This is a genomic window from Agarivorans sp. QJM3NY_30 (assembly GCF_050870855.2).
Lineage (GTDB): Bacteria > Pseudomonadota > Gammaproteobacteria > Enterobacterales > Celerinatantimonadaceae > Agarivorans.
In genome coordinates this window covers 3,862,487-3,880,300 of the sequence record NZ_CP194038.2, presented here as the reverse complement: position 1 = coordinate 3,880,300, position 17,814 = coordinate 3,862,487, and the positions used below count along the sequence as shown (strand labels likewise).

Sequence of the window (17,814 nt, the reverse complement as noted above, 5' to 3'; positions counted from 1 at the left end):
ATATGGGCTTCGGATTAAGGCTTACACTGCTTATTTAGCCATAATGAATGCACTCTGTATAAAGGTCTGGCTTAGCTCAATAAAAATGCCTGAGTCGTTGCAACAAAATTTTCTGAGCGCGGTGTTGAAAAGCTCTTTTTTATCACGGCTTCGGCTGTCATCTTATGATTTAATGCGTTTTCGACTAATTGCCGATACAAATTGAACTGCTGTTCGGCATATTTTAATTTATATTGTTCCTTAATATAAAAATATTGCTCAAGGTTATTTTTATACAATGCTAATAAGCTTTCTGCGACTTCAAGTTCTTTATATGCTCGTCTAATAATCTCTTGCTTGGTTAATCGCAGTTCCATGAATAAGTTTGCGTTGTAGCGCCAGGCATTTCTCTCTTTTTCGTAACGCCACATATCAAGATAGCCTGAACAGGCATATATCTCGGTGACTTGTTGGTCAAAATGTGGTTCTTTAATCAGCCTGGATGTGATGTCTGCTAATGACTGAATCTTATTCCCCATTATCTTTCTGACAGACTTTAGAATGTCATTGGTAATTTCAGTTTGCTTGTTAATTGGGTTAAAACTTAATGCAAAATCAATTTCTTCTTTACTTGCTTGGTATATGCAGTCTTTAATCACCGAGACACGCTGTGAATCAGCGATATCCTGAGGGAGGCAAGTATCACTATTGGCAACTAACGCCAAACCCGCGTATTCATAAGACTTAGCCACCAAACGAGAACAAAACTGCTTTTTGGTTTCTAGTTTGGAAAAAAATTTTGCGCCCGCATTCACAGCACTTAATCTTGAATAGGATGAGCCAACTTGTAGTCGAGCAAATTCAATGGCTTTCTTGATGGGCTGAGGATCGTTAACTCTTACCACCTGGACATATTCAGGTTGTTCCAAAATCATCCGTTGTAAATTTCCGGAATGCACCCCTTCAGGATCAGAATGAATATAGCTAGATTCACCGACATATAATATGACATGTGAATACGCCGACCTCGTTAAGGTTCGTATGGTTTTACTTGGTTTTTTGTCGGAACAAGTAAGAATAATATCCCCTTGTTTTAATCTTTCCCTATTTAAGAGATACATGCACCACCCTCTAAACTAAAAGCTCATCAGGAGGGGAAAATCCTCTATTGTTCAGGGACTTCCCCAACATAACTCAATTGATAATTTAAAAGCTAACATATAATGGGCGATTAATCAGTAGATTAAATTTCGAACTTTGCGCCTAAAATATGATCTGAATCAGTGCTGGGCGTGTTGAGCTAGCTGTGCTTGGCCGAGCAATCTCATGTTGAGCACGCAATATCTGGAAATCTTTTGTATTACGGAAAGTACTCTCTTGGTTCTTTGGGGGATTTGTTGCGGCGTAGCTGACAATCCAATGGCTTCATTGTATTTGGATATCGCTTTACCTTACTTGCCATTAATTTTGGTGATGCAAGTGATAGGGGGGTAGCGCTGTGGCGGGCTATAGAGGGCATAGCCCAATTTTTTGGGGAGCCCTTTGGCTGGTATTTGTGGCGCATTTCTACAGCATTATTGCCGATTGATATCGAATGAGGTCATCAATCGGCTTTGTCTTGATTTAGATAGCTTGAAAAATTATCCAACTAACCATTTGCTAAGATCAAGCAATTCTAGGAGCATCCAAAAATTGAGTGGGAATTAAATCTTCAATATGTTTTGCGATGTTTATGGCCATTAAGTCATTCCCTCTATCCGCGACAATTTGAAGTCCTACAGGTAATCCGTTGACTTGACCGCAGGGAATCGACAATGCGGGTTGCTGCGTGAGATTAAAGGGGTAAGAAAATGGCGTCCAATCCATCCAGTGTTTTTGCTGTTGAGTCTCGGTGTTTTGGCCTGCTTCAAAGGCCGTACGAGGCAGAGTTGGGGTGATTAAAATGTCGTAGTTTGAATGAAAGGCCTGCATGGTGCGTCCTAATTCGGCTCGTTGATCGACAGCCTTCATATAGTCGACGATGTCAATCTTACTCCCCTGTTCACCAATCTTGAGAAAACCAGGGTCGAGCAATTCGCGTTGTTTTTGACTGAAGCCAGAGATTACTTTCGCAGCCCCAGCAAACCAAAGCGTTGAAAAAGTATCGATGGGATCTTGGATGTTGGGCGTGACTCGCTCCACCTTTGCGCCCAGTTGCTCAAGTGATGTGACAGCAACATCAATTAGTTTGAGTATTAGAGGATCAACATCGACGTAGCCAAGCGTTGGGCTGTAGGCTATTTTGATGCCATCGAGAGGCTGTTTATTGGCATCGCTCCAAGTCCCGCTAAAAACACTGTTTGAGTACCAATCCCTGATGTCGGGGGTCGCGACGATATCCATCATTAACAAGCTGTCTTGAACCGTTCTGGTGATTGGTCCGAGGTGAGAAAGAGTTGTCATCGCGCTTGCGGGCCATTGAGGTATGTAACCAAATGTCGGTTTTATACCAAATACTCCGCAGAAGGAAGCGGGGATCCGTATCGAGCCTCCAGCATCACTGGCCTGGTGTAGAACCCCCATGTTTAAAGCTGCTGCGACAGCAGCACCACCAGAAGATCCTCCAGAGGTTTGAGTTGTTTTCCAAGGGTTTCTGGTGATACCGGTCAGTCGACTATCGGTTACGCCCTTCCAGCCGAACTCGGGGGTGGTTGTTTTACCAAGTATCACCGCGCCAGCCTGTCTCATCTTTTGGGTAAACGGAGCATCGACGACAGCCAAGTCTTCAGAACTGGTCAATGAGCCGCTACGGCTCGGCCATTTAGCGACAGAGGTTAAGTCTTTGATAGAGCTAGGTATACCATCGATTTTGCTGAGCGGGGCTCCTTTAAACCAACGCGCTTCGGATTGTTTTGCAGCTTTGAGCGCATCCTGCTCAGCAATAAAGCAGTATGCATTAACCGAAGCGTTACACTGCTCAATCCGTTCCAGTGAAGCTTGAGTCGCTTCAACCGGAGAAAGTGCTTTGGATTGGAACAGCTGGCTGAGTTCGACCGCTGTCATGTCTGCTACATGAGTATGTTTGGAATTAGTCATTTTCGAAGATCCCAGCAGCAGATAATAGAACATTCAGTAGCACAGAGGCTCCTGCACCAAGGTCTTCTGCCTTTGCTCTCTCGAGTTCATTATGACTTATCCCTCCCTCGCAAGGGACGAAAATCATTCCGGCAGACGTCACGTCGGCCATAAAAATAGCGTCATGTCCCGCACCACTAACAATATCCATATTCGGGTATCCTAAGTCGGTGGCCGCAGTTCTTACTTGATCGATACATTGGCTGTCAAAGGAGATGGGAGGAAAATCGGCAGTTGCGCTTATGTTTATTTGAAGGCCGTATTTTTGAGCCAAGGTATCCACTTTGCGATATAAGTCTTGGGTCATTGCTTCGAGTACTATTGAATCTAAGTGTCTGAGATCGGCCGTCATTTTTACACGACCAGGAATCACATTGCGAGAGCTTGGAAATATCTCAAAACAGCCAACTGTTCCTCGGCCATGAGGCGCATTTTGCAGGGCTAATTGATGTATAAATTGGAGTAATTCAGCACCAGCAACGGCGGCATCTTTTCGAAGGTGCATGGGGGTTGGGCCTGCGTGAGCTTCTATGCCCGTTATTTCTATATCAAACCACTTTTGGCCAAGGGCTCCAACCACAACGCCGATCTGTTTCTGCTGTTCTTCCAGTACTGGACCTTGCTCGATGTGTGCCTCGTAATAAGCGGTGACTTTATGGCCAAGATGGCTTTTGCTACCGTTATAATCAATTTGATTGAGCGCATCTTGCACTGAGATCCCAGCATCATCTTTTGTGGATAGCGCTTCGTCGAGTGAAATTTTTCCAGTAAATACACCAGATCCCATCATGCATGGCGGAAATCTTGAGCCTTCTTCGTTGGTCCATGCGACAACTTCGATCGGAGCAATCGTTTGTATGTTCAGGGCGTTCAAGGTACGTATTGCTTCTAAACCAGCCATCACACCAAAGCAGCCATCAAACTTACCACCAGTTGGTTGGGTATCAATGTGGGAACCTGTCATGACAGGGGGGAGATGATTGTTTTGACCAGCTCTTCGTGCAAAAATATTACCGATCTCATCGATTAAAACCGTACAGCCCGCGTCTTCACACCACTTCTTAAATAAGTCTCTGCCTTGTTTGTCTCGCTCGGTTAGCGCCAAGCGATTTAAGCCACCTTTTAGGGTATGGCCAATTTGTCCATGGGTCATCAAACTGTCCCAAAGACGTTCGGTGTTTACCTTGATCTTCCCTAAGCTAGGTGATCGTTTATTCATTTGCATACAGCGTTTCTTCCACTAAACCGCAAGATATCGATTTTTAATCTCGTCTTGTTTGCTAAATTCTGTTTGAGAGCCTTGGTAAACAATTTCACCAAGCTCGATCACGTAGTGTTTGTCGGCTAACTTCTCGCATACCGATAAATTTTGCTCAACCAGAAGCACGCCAACACCAGCTGCGCGAATCTGAGCGAGGATCCGGATGATTTCGTCAACGATGACGGGGGCGAGACCCTCTGTTGGTTCGTCAAGTAGCAGAAATTTTGGGGCATTGACTAAAGCTCGCGCGATCGCGAGCATTTGTTGTTCACCCCCAGATAGGGCGTTGCCACCGTTCTTTCTGCGTTCTTTGAGGCGCGGGAACATTTGATAAATGTCTTCAAGACTCCAGGGACTACGCTTGTTGATTGCAATTTTGAGGTTCTCTTCAACGGAAAGAATGCCAAAAATGCCTCTGTGCTCCGGTACCAAAGCAATCCCGCGTCGTGCGATTTCGTATATTTCTTTACCAACAAGGTTTTCCTCATCTAATAGCACTTCTCCTTGCTGCGCTTTAACGATACTCACGATAGTTTTTAGGGTGGTGGTTTTACCGGCACCGTTTCGTCCCAGCAGTGTCACAATTTCACCAGACTCTATTGCCAAGTCAATTCCGTTTAAAATATGGCTTTTACCGTAAAAAGAGTGCAGGTTGTTGATCACTAATCTACTCATTGCCACTTTCTCCTAAGTATGCTTTTTTAACCAATTCATCCCCTTTGACTTCTTCAGGAGAGCCTTCGATTAAAATATTGCCTTGGTGCATCACGGTGATCCGGTCGGAAATAGACATCACGAGTCGCATATTATGCTCAATCAGCATGACCGTATGATCTTTGCCTAGTTCTGAAATTAAGCCGGTCATCATTGGGATATCATCAACGCCCATTCCTGAGGTCGGTTCATCAAGCAATAGTAATGATGGGGATCCGCAGAGTGCCATACCAACTTCCAGTATTCGTTGTTGTCCATGTGATAACTCACCGGCCAGTTTGTCAGCCCACTTATCTAATTGAATTCTTTCCATCACTTCATCGGCTTTTAGCAAATGCTTGTGGTTGGCGGTTTCAGGAACCCAAAACTTGAGCGCACTAAGGCCGTCTCGACCCTGAGCGGCGATACGTAAATTTTCACGTACATCTAAGTTTTGGAAGAGACTGGTTACCTGAAACGAGCGAGACATCCCTTTCGATACTCGTTTATGTGCCGCAAGATAAGTCAAATCTTCGCCATTAAAAAAGATCTTTCCACGGGTTGGTTTTCGTTCGCCAGTTAAGCAGTGAAATAATGAGGTTTTTCCGGCACCATTTGGGCCGATCACCGTATGAATTGAGCCTTTCTTGATCTTTAAATCAACACTTCCTACCGCAGAAAATGCCCCATAATCTAAGCCTAATTTAGAGGTTTCTAATAAGTAACTTGAGTTCATTTGGTCACCTCGGAAATAGCCTCTTGCTTGGATTTTTTAGATACCAATAATTTGGAACTTAAAGACCTTAGCCCCCCCCACAAACCCTCAGGAAGGAACAATACGACCGCTATCAATGCAGCTCCCAAGATCATCATCCACCTCGGCCATATCGATGAGAGTAGATCTCCTATCAAGACAATTGAGCCAGCCCCCAGAATGGAACCGAGTAATGAGCCGGTTCCTCCGATGATGGTCATAATCATGATGTTTTCTGACATGGCTAATTCAATGTTTGACAGCGGGGCGAAGTTTAAAAGAAGCGCGTAGAGAGCCCCAGCAAGGCCGGTTATCGCCCCCGAAATGACAAAGGCCATTAGCTTGAAATGGTTGGTTGAGAAGCCGACCGCCGAAGAGCGGCCTTCGTTTTCTCGAATTGCCACAAGGGTTGTTCCAAAGGGCGAATGGATCACTCTTCGGGCAAACACAAACACAATCACAAAAAGGCTTGCGACAAAAACATAAAATGCTTCGCTGCTCTGTAGATCGCTGATTGTCATTCCAAAGATTGCGAGCGCAGGCCGAGGTACATCGAGTAGCCCGTTATCGCCGCCAGTCCATTGACTAAATGTATAGGCTAAGAAATATGCCATCTGAGTGAAGGCCAGCGTAAGCATGACAAAGTAAATCCCAGTTCTTCTGATCGACAAAGCGCCAACGATTAGAGCCAGTGATGCACCAATCAAAATGGCCGTGGCTAGGGCTGCTATTAATCCAAAATTTAGATGGATCATGACTAATGAAGCGCTATAAGCGCCGCCGCCAAAAAAGATCCCCTGTCCGAATGACAAGAGGCCGGTATAACCTAGAAGAAGGTTGCAGGCTAATGCGGCGAGAGCAAATATTAGAATCTCTGTTGCGAGTGTGATGGAAGGAAGTAATATCGGCATTAACACAATCAATGCTAAGGCTAGGATGGTTATTCCGCCAAAAATAGAAGTCTTCGTATTCATCTTATGCTCTCCCGAATAATCCGTAAGGACGCAATAAAATGACCACTGCCATCGCGCCATAAATCATTAAGCTGGCACCTTGCGGCCAAATGGTGGTCATTAGACTTTGTACCAAGCCAACCAATAACCCGCCCACTAACGCGCCAGTGAAAGAACCCATTCCTCCAATGACGACCACCACGAACGCAATCCCAAGAACTTCTGGCCCTACAAATGGACTCACGCCTCTAATGGGTGCTGCGAGTACGCCAGCAAGACCTGCAAGACCGACTCCTAAGGCAAAGGTAATTGAGAATAAGCGATGGGTATGGGTTCCTAATAGTGAAACGGTTTCTGCGTCTTCACTGCCGGCTCGCACTAGTGCGCCAAATTTGGTTTTATCTAGTAATAGCCAAACCAGAATCGCAACCACAGCCGAAAAAGCAATCACAAAGAGTCGATATTCTGGATAGAAGAAGTCTCCGATTTGAAATACACCTTTCAGAGAATCAGGAGGCGCAACGTGCTTCCCTATTGGTCCCCATATTGAAATACAGAGCTCTTGAATGATGAGGGCAACGCCTAAAGTCACTAGAATTTGATAGGTGTGTGGAAGATGGTAGACCCTTTTGATCAAGGTTCTTTCACATGCCCAGGCAATGAGTGCGATACAAATGGGGACGGCAACCAGTGCCAGCCAGTAATTTCCAGTTACTGCGACGGCGGTATAGCTCAGGTATGCTCCCAGAAGATAAAAAGCACCGTGAGCAAAGTTCACAAAGTTAAGTAGCCCAAAAATGATAGTAAGCCCTACCGAGAAGAGGAAATAAATCATTCCAAGCCCTATCCCATTTACTGCCTGAAATAAATACAGGTTCATAATTCACCTCTAACAATATTGACGCGCCACTTCGTCAATTGAGCAAAGTGGCGTGGAACTTTTAAAGAGCTTTGCACTTGAGCGATGATTGGTCAGGGAAAGACTGTCCATAGCTGATAATGTCTGCAAAATCATCTGCATTTTTCATTTCTGAAGCGGCTTTACCTTTTAATAGGTAGTAGTTTTTCAAGACTTGGTGATCGGCGGCTCGAACGGTTTCGGTTCCAGTTGGGCCCGCATAAGACTTGCCCTCTAAAGCCTTGATGACAGCACTCGGTTCGGTTGAGCCTGCATCTGCAATGGCATCTAACAGAAGTTTGGTACTGGTGTAATCGGCCGCTAATGGGTAGTTGGGGGTGATACCATATGCATCTTTAACTTGCTTGACTAGGGCTGCATTGAATGGGGTGTCAACGGTGTGCCAATACTGTGCGCCGAAGTAGACATTTTCTGTGATATCAGCACCGAGTTCTTGGAATTGATCTAAGCCTGATGACCAAGTGACTAAGATGGTCATTCGATTTTTTAGGCCGAAGTTAATCGCTTGGCGTAAGGCATTAGAGGATTGAGCGCCGAAGTTTAGTAATAAGAGAACGTCTGGTTGAGCCGCCATTGCGTTGGTGAGGTAGCCAGAGAATTCTTGCTCTTGTAACGAGTGGTAACTATTACCCACATGCTCAATGCCAAGTTCATCAAATACGGCTTCTGCATTAGATAGTAGCGCTTCACCGAATACATATTGAGGGGTGATGGTATACCAACGTTTTTTTTCTGGGTGCTCTTTAAACAAAGGGATCACGGTTTCTCTGATAGCGCCGTAAGTTGGCACCGACCAACGAAATGTGGCGGCGTTACAATCGACACCGGTTAGCTCATCAGCACCTGCTGGCGTGATAAAGACGCCGCCAGATTTATTGATTTCCTTACCCAGTGCCAGAGACGTTGAAGATAGGGTGCCGCCATCAAAAAACTTGGCTTTATCTTGGCTAATCGCTTCTTGTACTTTACGAAGCGCTTTCCCTGCATTACCTTCGGTGTCGATCTCTTTATAAGTGGGTGTTTGCCCAAGCAATTTTCCATATTGCTCAACTGCTAATTTCGACCCCATATCTGCATACTTACCATAACTAGCAAAGCCTCCCGATAGAGATTTTACGCCATAAATTGTTACGGCTTCGTCTTGGGCAAGTGCAAGGCAAGAAGCGGATGCTATTGAGAATACAAGTGCAGTATGTTTCAAATATTTTTTAATCATCTTTAGTTCCTTTGGTGATGTTGGCCTTAAGGCTTGGTTTCATGGCTTGTAATTTATATTTAAGATCCCTTACATTTTTTTAGAAATTTCTCCGTCAAGCGTGACAAAGTGCATTTCTGCTTCACACATGTGCTCCCCCATCAGGGTTCGAACCTGGGTTTTATCTTGTTTGTCATACGCACTAATGAGTGCGTAGTGATAATCAACATTCGACTTTGTGAATGCGTAGTAGTCGATTAAATAGGCTTTTTTTAATACGACGAGATCTCTCAATAATTCGTTTAAAAATCGTCCAAAAAATCCCAGGACTGGATTTGGCGAAGCATCCGCTAACACATTGTGGAATTCCAATTCGGCGATTTTCTGCAGTCGCTGCTCTTCTTCTGTGCTTGGTTTTTTACTGCACTGATCGGTGTACTTTCTCAGCAATGAAAGTTCGTCTTCCGTCAAATGTCCGACCACAGACACGGCTATCTCAACCTCAACTAGTTTTCGCATTTGATACAGTTGTTCTGGGCTGATGTGACGAAAGTAAAGGTAGTTTCGCAAGGCTTTACTGGCTGGCTCGGTGCCAACTTCAGTCAGTGATGCACCGCCACCTGGACCTGGTTTTGTTTTGATCAAACCCTCAACTTCCAAGGCTTTTAATGCTTCTCTAACTGTTCCTTTGGAGATCTGATATTGCTCGATCAAATCTTTTTCACTGGGTAGACGATCCCCTGGCTTGAGTTCTTCAGACACAATCAGCCGTTTTACTTCATCGACAATTAAGTCTGATAGTTTTCGTTTGGTTTTATTCTTGAATTCGGATGTCATTTCAGCTCCCAAAAGATGCATGACAGAGTGAAAAATATTAAATACAAATCATTATGATTAATTACTTGGTTAGGTTTTCTGCAAATTGAGTGCCGAAGCTCCAATGAGAACTTGAATTATGCTGCTTTTATAAGCAGGTAAATAATTGTGTAACTTATGATTTAATTTCAAGGGTGTTTTTAAGTTATTAATTTTATGTAATTTTTATGTTTTTTTGTTTATTCGTATATGAAATAAGATTTATTCAATCAATTGGTAAGATGACAAAATTGGCTGGAAGGAAAGTTGCCTATCAAACAAATAAAATCATCGAATTGAACCAATTAGGTGCATTGATGAACATTTATGGGAGGGTTTTGCTTGGTGGATTGTTGCAGATAATTGAAGTGAAGCTGACCGCCGCATGTGGAATACCTGCGTGATTAAGGGCTGCTCTTCGATTGAAGCAAGAGTAGCACGCGACCAAGCAGGGGGCTTGCCGTTGCTTGGTCGATCAAAGCATATTAAGCGTCGCTTCTCAAACATGAGTTTGCGTGATTGTTGTGAATAACCGAGGCCTCGGCTGCGAAGCGGTCAGCTTGATGGGCAGCTATCGCGGAGTTAGCACGGTGATCCCTTTCTCTTGTAACTCTTGTTGAATGCTCTGTGGAAAACTTGAATCGGTAATGATGATGTTGAATTGATTCATGTCTAGGGCGTGAAAAGTGCCTACTTTTCCGTATTTTGAGGCATCAGAAACTAAAACGACATTCTGCGCGGCTTGCGCGATGGCTTTTTTCACGATGACTTTGGGCTCACTGGGGGTGGATATTCCTTTTAAGTTCCAAGAAGACGTCGACACAAAGGCGATATCGATATTCATACCAGATAGAAATTCAGCTACCTTGCTGCCAATACAAGATTGATTTTCTCGATCAATTCGCCCGCCAGTATGGTAAATCTCACTGTGACTATGCTGGATCAGAAAATTGGCAATTACAAAATCATTGGTGACGATCACTAAATCGGAACGCTCACTAATTAAATGGGCTATTTCTAGGGTTGTCGTTCCTGCATCCAAATAGACGGTACATGCTTTGGGAATGAGAGGGCTGGCTAGGGCGCCAATTGCGACTTTTTCCTGTGCGTGCAGGGTGGCTTTTGCATCGTGAGAGGCCTCTTGATGGATTTTTTGAGTCAGTTGAACGCCACCGGAAACCGACAATACTTTTCCTTTTTGTTCTAGCTTTGCGATGTCTCTTCGTATTGTCATATGTGAAACATCTAATTTTTCTATCAGCTGGTTAATGCTGATGAGCTGCTGCTGTGAAAGTAGTGACAAGATTAACTTATGGCGTTCTGCTGGGATCATTCAGATTTATTATTTATGAGAGTTGGTGATGTTTGTATCTTAACAGTAAGGGATAAAACTGTGAAGTTGTGTTAATAATTGTTGGCTAGAATATTGTCTTGGCGGATGCTGAGCGGGTTTGTTAATGGTCATGCGATTTTTTTACCTGAATTTAATATTAATATTGCTGTTTGTGAGTTACATCTCAGGTTTCTTCACATTAATTAACATATAATCACACCATGGAACATAAATTAACACACTGTATTCAACATGTTTTGGGAAAAGACGATGGATAATCAAATAGTTAAATCGGTAGCTGTGATTGGTTTAGGCTCGATGGGGATGGGGGCAGCGAAATCTTGTGTCCGTGCAGGTCTCGATGTTTATGGGATTGACCTTAATCCAATGGCTTTAGAGACCTTAGATCATTTTGGTGCCAAAGGTGTATCGACAGATGCGAAGCAATTTGCGCCGCTGCTGGATGCAGTGTTACTGCTGGTGATAAATGCCAAACAAGTGACATCGATCCTGTTTGATTCCGGTTTGGCAGAAAATTTAAAGCCAAATACGGCAGTCATGGTTTCGGCCACTATTTCAGCTCAAGATGCGCAGCAAATAGACGCAGAGTTGAAAAAATATGGTCTGTTGATGTTGGATGCCCCGGTATCGGGAGGTGCAGTGAAAGCCGAAGCGGGTGAGATGACCATTATGGCTGCCGGTTCTAGTGCGGCGTTTACCAAGCTTGCGCCAGTATTGGATGCGACAGCTGCAAAGGTTTACAACATTGGCGAAGCCATCGGTTTGGGGGCAACCGTGAAAATTATTCATCAGCTTTTGGCGGGAGTGCATATTGCGGCGGGGGCCGAAGCTATGGCATTGGCAGCACGGGCGCAAATCCCATTAGATGTGATGTATGAAGTGGTGACCAATGCTGCGGGGAACTCTTGGATGTTTGAAAACCGTATGAAGCATGTGGTGGATGGGGATTATACACCCAAATCGATGGTGGATATTTTCGTGAAAGATCTTAATCTGGTGGCGGATACGGCGCAAGATTTTAAATTTCCATTGCCGCTAGCAAGCACCGCCTTGAACATGTTCACCGCTGCTAGCAATGCTGGTTTTGGCAAAGAAGATGACAGCGCGGTGATTAAAATTTTTGACGGTATCAAATTGCCCGGCATGGAGGAGTCATAATGTTACTTGGTGTGATTGCAGATGACTTTACTGGTGCCACCGATATTGCCGGTTTTCTGGTAGAAAATGGTATGCGAACGGTACAATTAAATGGTGTTCCGAGTTTGCCGATAGAGATTGAAGCAGATGCTGTAGTGATAAGCTTGAAATCACGTTCTTGTCCGGTCGATCAGGCAATATCCGACTCACTGGTGGCTTTAGCATGGTTGCAGGCCAGAGGTTGCCAACAGTTTTACTTCAAATATTGCTCAACCTTCGATAGCACGGCACAAGGTAATATTGGTCCTGTGACGGACGCGTTGTTGGCAGCACTGAACGAAAATTTCACGATTGTTTGTCCGGCCTTGCCTGTGAACGGTCGCACGGTGTTTAACGGGCATTTATTTGTGTTCGGTGAGCCGCTGCATGAATCTGGAATGCGTCATCACCCCGTCACTCCAATGACGGATTCAAACTTAGTTCGTCTGATGAATGCACAGTCTGATGGCGATGCTGGTTTGGTGAATTATCAAGTGATTGAGCAAGGTAGCCAAGCACTCAAGGCAAAATTTGCTGAGTTACAACAGCAAGGCTTTCGTTACGCAGTGCTTGATGCGTTCAATGCGCAGCATTTAGCGACAATAGGGGAGGCGATTCAGTCGCTAAAATTAGTGACCGGGGGCTCCGGTTTAGCGGCTGACATCGCTCAACATTGGGGGCGAAGTTTGGCGGAGCAAACTGAAGCCAAAGCGCAAGGCTTACCTCGTCAAGCAAAAACGGTGGTGCTTTCTGGCTCATGTTCAGCGATGACCAATCAACAAGTTGTGGCTTACCAAGCGCGAGCGCCACACTTTGCGGTGGATGTTGCTGCGTGTATCAATGATCCATCCTACAGTGAAAGTGTAATGCAGTGGGTCATCACGAACCTCGACGGTGAATTTGCCCCCATGGTTTATGCTACGGCCGATACTGAGACACTCAGTGCAATTCAAAGCCAATACGGTGCTCAAGCCTCAAGTCATGCAGTGGAGTCCTTTTTTAGTTTGCTCGCTCACCAACTAAAAGAGCATGGCGTGGTCAATTTTATTGTAGCTGGGGGAGAAACCTCCGGTACGGTGACCCAAAGTCTTGACGTTGCGGGTTTTCACATTGGTCCTCAAATCGCTCCCGGTGTGCCTTGGGTCAAATCCCTTGATGGCTCGCTGTCGTTGGCGCTGAAATCGGGCAATTTTGGTGATCCGCAGTTCTTCTTTAAAGCACAAGGTTTTCTTGCATGATAGAGCAACAAATTAGACAACAAATGGTCGACTTAGCTCGCTCTATGTTTGAACGAGGCTATGCGACGGGTGGCGCGGGAAACTTATCCGTTAAACTGCCCAATGGGCACTTCTTGGCGACGCCAACCGGTTCATCATTTGGCCGATTAGTGGCTGAGCAGCTCTCGGTCGTGGATATCGACGGTCATTTAATTTCTGGGCATAAGGCATCGAAAGAAGTCGCTTTTCACTTGGCTATTTATCGTAATAATCCAGACTGTAACGCCATTGTGCACCTACATTCGACTTATCTCACGGCATTGTCGTGTTTGGATAATTTGACGGTGGAAAATGCCATTCGCCCGTTCACACCATATTACGTGATGCGAATTGGGCAGCTGCCAGTGCTTCCATATTTAAGACCGGGAGATCCTAAAATAGCCGAAGACTTGGGTAAACAAGCCGCCGACTATCGAGCGTTTTTACTTGCCAACCACGGACCGGTGATCACCGGTAGTGATTTAGTGGATGCAGTTGACAATGCCGAGGAGCTGGAAGAAACAGCAAAACTAATGTTCTTACTGAAGGACTATCCAATTCGTTATCTCAGCGACGCAGAAGTCGAAGACCTAAAAGGGAGAGGCAAGTAATGGCCAAATTCGCAGCAAATCTAACGATGTTATTCAACCACGTGGACTTTTTGGAGCGTTTTGAGCAAGCCCATCAAGCGGGTTTTAAAGCGGTAGAGTTTTTGTTTCCCTATGCCTATGAACCACAAGTATTGGCAGATAAGTTAAGTCAATTTGGCCTTGAACTGGCGCTGTTTAATATGCCGCCGGGTGATTGGGATGCGGGGGAGCGGGGTTTTGCGGCTATTCCTGGACGGGAACAAGAGTTTAAGCAAAGTGTCGACACCGCGATGATGTATGCGCAGGCACTCAACTGCAAAAAAGTCCACGCCATGTCAGGTCTTGTGGATCCGCAATTTAGTGAGCAACAGCATGTCGACACATTCATCAGCAATATTCGTTATGCCGCAGACCGATTTGCTGAGCAGGGAATTGAGCTGATGATCGAGCCGCTTAATTCTCGCGATGTACCAGGCTATTTTGTGTCCCATCAGCGGGACGCCGTCGCGCTTATTCAGCAAGTTGAACGCACCAATGTAAAACTACAATTTGATTTGTATCACGCACAAATCATGGATGGAGACGTCACTGTGCTGATGGCGGATTTGGCGGACGATATTGGTCATGTTCAAATCGCTTCGGTTCCCGATCGCAATGAACCTTCAGATGGTGAACTGAATTATCCATATTTGTTTCAAGTATTAGACAAGGTGGGGTACCAAGGATGGATTGGCTGCGAATACAAACCTAAGTCAAGCACTGAAGCTGGTTTAGGCTGGGTCAGACCTTACCTTTAAGCAACACATAATAAGAACGACAACCAAACTCACTGCCTCCTTTCAAGGAGGTAGTAGCTAAACACAACTGAAGAAATATAATCTGATAGGTAGGACAATATAATGGACGCTGCTCTTATAGGAATTATAGTCGGGATCATTGCCATGATGGGGATGATTATTAAAACACGGATCCCCGTGGCATTGGCGATGGTTATTGCCAGTATCATCATGGGTTTATTTGCCGGAATGGCACCAACGGAACTGATTGGTGCGATTAAAGCGGGTTTTGGTGGAGTGCTTGGTGGCATTGGTTTAATTATCGCGTTTGGCGTGATCATGGGGGCATGTTTTGAGCGCTCCGGGGCGGCGATTCGAATGGCAAAAACCTTCGTGAAGCTCTGTGGTAAAGGACGTGAAGATATAGCGCTTGGTCTCACAGGGGTGCTGGTGGCGATCCCTGTATTCTGTGATTCGGCCTATATCATTTTGCACTCACTGGTGCGTGCCATTTCACGCAATACCGGAAAATCTGCCGTGGGCTTAGGGGTCACATTAGCGCTTGGTTTGCTGATCACTCACGCCTTAGTGCCGCCAACGCCTGGCCCAGTGGCTGTTGCTGGCATTCTTGGTGTGGACTTGGGCGTATACATGTTATGGGGATTATTGGTCTCTATTCCGATGATGCTGTTGTCCTTGTTTTATATTCGAAAAATAGGCAAAGAGTACTACCGCGTGCCAAACGGTGAGCAATGGATTACTTCCGAAGCGGCTTGGGCGAATTTAGATACCGTGCAAGCAGCCGACGAGAAAAAACTGCCAAGTAACTTTCTATCTTTTGGACCGATCCTGATCCCGATAGCGCTGATCTTGGCGAATACTATTGTTGGTAAAGGAGATTCGACTTTCCACGCCTTATTGTCATTAGTCGGCAACCCTGTCGTGGCGGTAGGGATTGGCGTATTAATGGCGCTCTATGGTCTAACGCGGAATATCGAACGCAAAGATATGGTGGGATCGATGGACGATTCGCTGGCCACTACCGGTCTTATCTTAGTGGTCACTGGTTGTGGTGGCGCAATGGGCGCAGTGCTCAAAGCATCCGGTGCTGGCCCTCAGGTGGCAGAAGCGATTTCAAGTAGTGGCATACCTCCTTTATTGGTGCCATTGGCGATAGCCTCGATGTTGCGTTTGATCCAAGGTTCCGCGACGGCATCAATGATGGTTGCAGCCACCATGGCATTACCATTGGTGGAAACCTTGGGTCTGGATCCGGTCTTTGTTGCATTGGCATGTGCGGTAGGCCCGGTTGGCTTCTCCCATCTAAATGATTCTTACTTTCATATCATCAGTCGTACTTTGGGGATTACCGAGTTGGGTGACCAATTGAAGATCTGGAGTGTGACTTCGACCATTGCTTGGGCAATTGGCGCGAGTATTGTGATGCTCCTAAACCTTATTTTTGGTCAAGGGGGGACCCTGGTGGATCCGATCGTTCCTTTCGCGGTACTCGGTGGCATTATGCTTTGGATGAAAAGCAGAGAAAAACACGGCAGTTTAGTATCGCAGCATTAATTTAAGCCATTGAATTATACCAATCGGATTACTTATATGAGCAATTTATTACGCAGAATAAATCTGCCGATAATGAGTTAGATGGGTATTAAAAGGCGGTCGAAGATTAACTGCCCTCAGTAAGTGAATGAAGCTTATTGAGGGCGGTTGTTTTTTACTTAGCAATGGGGGCTGAGTTCTTGAAAACTATCTCTGAACCATCCTGTTTGTTGTTTCACTGCTCAGAGTGATGTTGGTTTGCCTGAAACTTAGTGGCGCAAAGGACATTTATTCGTCTTCATCTTCGGCAAATTGTTGGGCAATTTTTATAAAGGACGCTTCTAAGGCGATAAAGGCATCGACTAAAGCGGGTTCAAAATGGCTACCGCGTCCCTGGAGGATGATCTCTTTGGCACTTTGGTAACTAAAAGCTTGTTTGTAGCTGCGCTTATTGATCAGTGCGTCATAGCAGTCGGCAATGGCCATTAGCCGTGCCGAGAGCGGAATTTGCTCCCCCGATAAACCCCGAGGGTAACCGCTACCATCCCATTTTTCATGGTGGTTATAGGCAATCTCTTTGGCGATGCTTAAAAAACTGGACGGTCCATACTCTTTCTCGGCCTTTAAGATGGCATCGCGCCCATATTCTGAGTGTTTTTGCATTTCTTGCCATTCAGTTGCATCGAGAGGCCCGGATTTAAGCAGAATTGCATCGGGCACGCCGACTTTACCAATATCATGCAGCGGTGCAGATTTAAATAATAGTTCAACGAAGTCGTTGTCGAGCTGAGCGGTATAGAATCCTTGCTCTCTTAAGTACTCTGCCAATAGTTTGATGTAATGCTGAGTTCGTCGCAGGTGTTTACCGGTTTCGTTATCACGGGTTTCAGCGACCGAGGCCATGCAATAAATCGCCACATCTTGGGTGCGCGAGATCTCTTTGGTTCTTTGATTGACCAGCTCTTCAAGCTGTGAATTCTGCTGTTGTAAGGTTTTGTGCATTCTGGCTAAAACCATATGGGTGTTCACTCGAGCACTCACGATTGGCAGGCTAAAGGGCTTGGAGATGTAGTCGGCCGCTCCTAGGTTGAAACCATGAATTTCCGATTCCACATCGCTTTTGACGGTTAAGAAAATAATCGGAATGTCTTTGGTTTCGGGCATGGCTTTGAGCTGTTGGCAAACCTGATAGCCATCCAATCCCGGCATTAATACATCCAATAAGATGAGATCAGGTAAGAAGCCACGTCTGATCCGCTCTAAACCTTGTTCGCCATTTTTAGCCACCGAAACCACAAATTTCTGGGCGAGTAACTCCACTAGCACATCGATATAAAATGTTTCGTCATCAATAATCAGTATTTTTTCTGTTGGCTTAAGCATGC

The 17,814-nt window shown here is 45.3% G+C and carries 16 protein-coding genes; 5 read left to right on the top strand and 11 right to left on the bottom strand.

The genetic code is table 11. The features are described from left to right. Nucleotides 1-71 precede the first annotated feature (71 nt). From ACRRSX_RS17535 to ACRRSX_RS17490, 10 genes are all read right to left on the bottom strand, one after another. Complete coding sequence (locus ACRRSX_RS17535) at nucleotides 72-1,100, bottom strand: YiiX/YebB-like N1pC/P60 family cysteine hydrolase (RefSeq protein ID WP_432451926.1); 1,029 nt, start codon at nucleotides 1,098-1,100, stop codon at nucleotides 72-74. A gap of 544 nt (nucleotides 1,101-1,644) precedes the next feature. Next, nucleotides 1,645-3,054 (bottom strand): amidase, encoded by a 1,410-nt coding sequence (locus ACRRSX_RS17530; protein WP_432451927.1) that lies wholly within the window; start codon nucleotides 3,052-3,054, stop codon nucleotides 1,645-1,647. Further along, nucleotides 3,047-4,312, bottom strand: a complete 1,266-nt coding sequence (locus ACRRSX_RS17525) for a Zn-dependent hydrolase (RefSeq protein WP_432451928.1) — start codon at nucleotides 4,310-4,312, stop codon at nucleotides 3,047-3,049. The genes ACRRSX_RS17530 and ACRRSX_RS17525 overlap by 8 nt, the downstream gene beginning before the upstream one ends. 21 nt (nucleotides 4,313-4,333) lie before the next feature. Beyond that, the gene (locus ACRRSX_RS17520) at nucleotides 4,334-5,029 is read right to left on the bottom strand and encodes an ABC transporter ATP-binding protein (RefSeq protein WP_432451929.1); all 696 of its coding nucleotides are present in this window, start codon (nucleotides 5,027-5,029) and stop codon (nucleotides 4,334-4,336) included. After that, nucleotides 5,022-5,783, bottom strand: coding sequence for an ABC transporter ATP-binding protein (locus ACRRSX_RS17515; protein ID WP_432451930.1), 762 nt, complete (start codon nucleotides 5,781-5,783; stop codon nucleotides 5,022-5,024). Before ACRRSX_RS17515 ends, ACRRSX_RS17520 begins: the two co-directional genes overlap by 8 nt. Continuing rightward, nucleotides 5,780-6,775 (bottom strand): branched-chain amino acid ABC transporter permease, encoded by a 996-nt coding sequence (locus ACRRSX_RS17510; protein ID WP_432451931.1) that lies wholly within the window; start codon nucleotides 6,773-6,775, stop codon nucleotides 5,780-5,782. Before ACRRSX_RS17510 ends, ACRRSX_RS17515 begins: the two co-directional genes overlap by 4 nt. Before the next feature lies 1 nt (nucleotide 6,776). Beyond that, nucleotides 6,777-7,634, bottom strand: coding sequence for a branched-chain amino acid ABC transporter permease (locus ACRRSX_RS17505; protein ID WP_432451932.1), 858 nt, complete (start codon nucleotides 7,632-7,634; stop codon nucleotides 6,777-6,779). Nucleotides 7,635-7,695: 61 nt separating this feature from the next. Continuing rightward, nucleotides 7,696-8,889 (bottom strand): ABC transporter substrate-binding protein, encoded by a 1,194-nt coding sequence (locus ACRRSX_RS17500; RefSeq protein WP_432451933.1) that lies wholly within the window; start codon nucleotides 8,887-8,889, stop codon nucleotides 7,696-7,698. 69 nt (nucleotides 8,890-8,958) lie between these two features. After that, nucleotides 8,959-9,705, bottom strand: coding sequence for a FadR/GntR family transcriptional regulator (locus ACRRSX_RS17495; protein WP_432451934.1), 747 nt, complete (start codon nucleotides 9,703-9,705; stop codon nucleotides 8,959-8,961). A gap of 589 nt (nucleotides 9,706-10,294) precedes the next feature. Next, a complete protein-coding gene (locus tag ACRRSX_RS17490) occupies nucleotides 10,295-11,056 on the bottom strand; it encodes a DeoR family transcriptional regulator (protein WP_432451935.1) in 762 nt (253 codons plus the stop codon). Nucleotides 11,057-11,326: 270 nt separating this feature from the next. Between ACRRSX_RS17490 and ltnD the strand changes: the two genes are divergently transcribed. The 5 genes from ltnD to ACRRSX_RS17465 all read left to right on the top strand — a co-directional run bounded on the left by ltnD (nucleotide 11,327) and on the right by ACRRSX_RS17465 (nucleotide 16,450). Then, the gene (ltnD, locus tag ACRRSX_RS17485; protein ID WP_432451936.1) at nucleotides 11,327-12,235 is read left to right on the top strand and encodes an L-threonate dehydrogenase; all 909 of its coding nucleotides are present in this window, start codon (nucleotides 11,327-11,329) and stop codon (nucleotides 12,233-12,235) included. Continuing rightward, nucleotides 12,235-13,491, top strand: coding sequence for a 3-oxo-tetronate kinase (gene otnK, locus ACRRSX_RS17480; protein WP_432451937.1), 1,257 nt, complete (start codon nucleotides 12,235-12,237; stop codon nucleotides 13,489-13,491). The genes ltnD and otnK overlap by 1 nt, the downstream gene beginning before the upstream one ends. Next, nucleotides 13,488-14,120 (top strand): 3-oxo-tetronate 4-phosphate decarboxylase, encoded by a 633-nt coding sequence (otnC, locus tag ACRRSX_RS17475; protein WP_432451938.1) that lies wholly within the window; start codon nucleotides 13,488-13,490, stop codon nucleotides 14,118-14,120. The genes otnK and otnC overlap by 4 nt, the downstream gene beginning before the upstream one ends. Beyond that, nucleotides 14,120-14,896, top strand: coding sequence for a 2-oxo-tetronate isomerase (otnI, locus tag ACRRSX_RS17470; RefSeq protein ID WP_432451939.1), 777 nt, complete (start codon nucleotides 14,120-14,122; stop codon nucleotides 14,894-14,896). The genes otnC and otnI overlap by 1 nt, the downstream gene beginning before the upstream one ends. Nucleotides 14,897-14,998: 102 nt before the next feature. Beyond that, nucleotides 14,999-16,450, top strand: coding sequence for a GntP family permease (locus ACRRSX_RS17465; protein WP_432451940.1), 1,452 nt, complete (start codon nucleotides 14,999-15,001; stop codon nucleotides 16,448-16,450). 267 nt (nucleotides 16,451-16,717) lie between these two features. On the opposite strand, the gene ACRRSX_RS17460 is transcribed toward ACRRSX_RS17465, so the two are convergent. After that, complete coding sequence (locus tag ACRRSX_RS17460; protein ID WP_432451941.1) at nucleotides 16,718-17,812, bottom strand: HD-GYP domain-containing protein; 1,095 nt, start codon at nucleotides 17,810-17,812, stop codon at nucleotides 16,718-16,720. Between the last annotated feature and the right edge of the window lie 2 nt (nucleotides 17,813-17,814).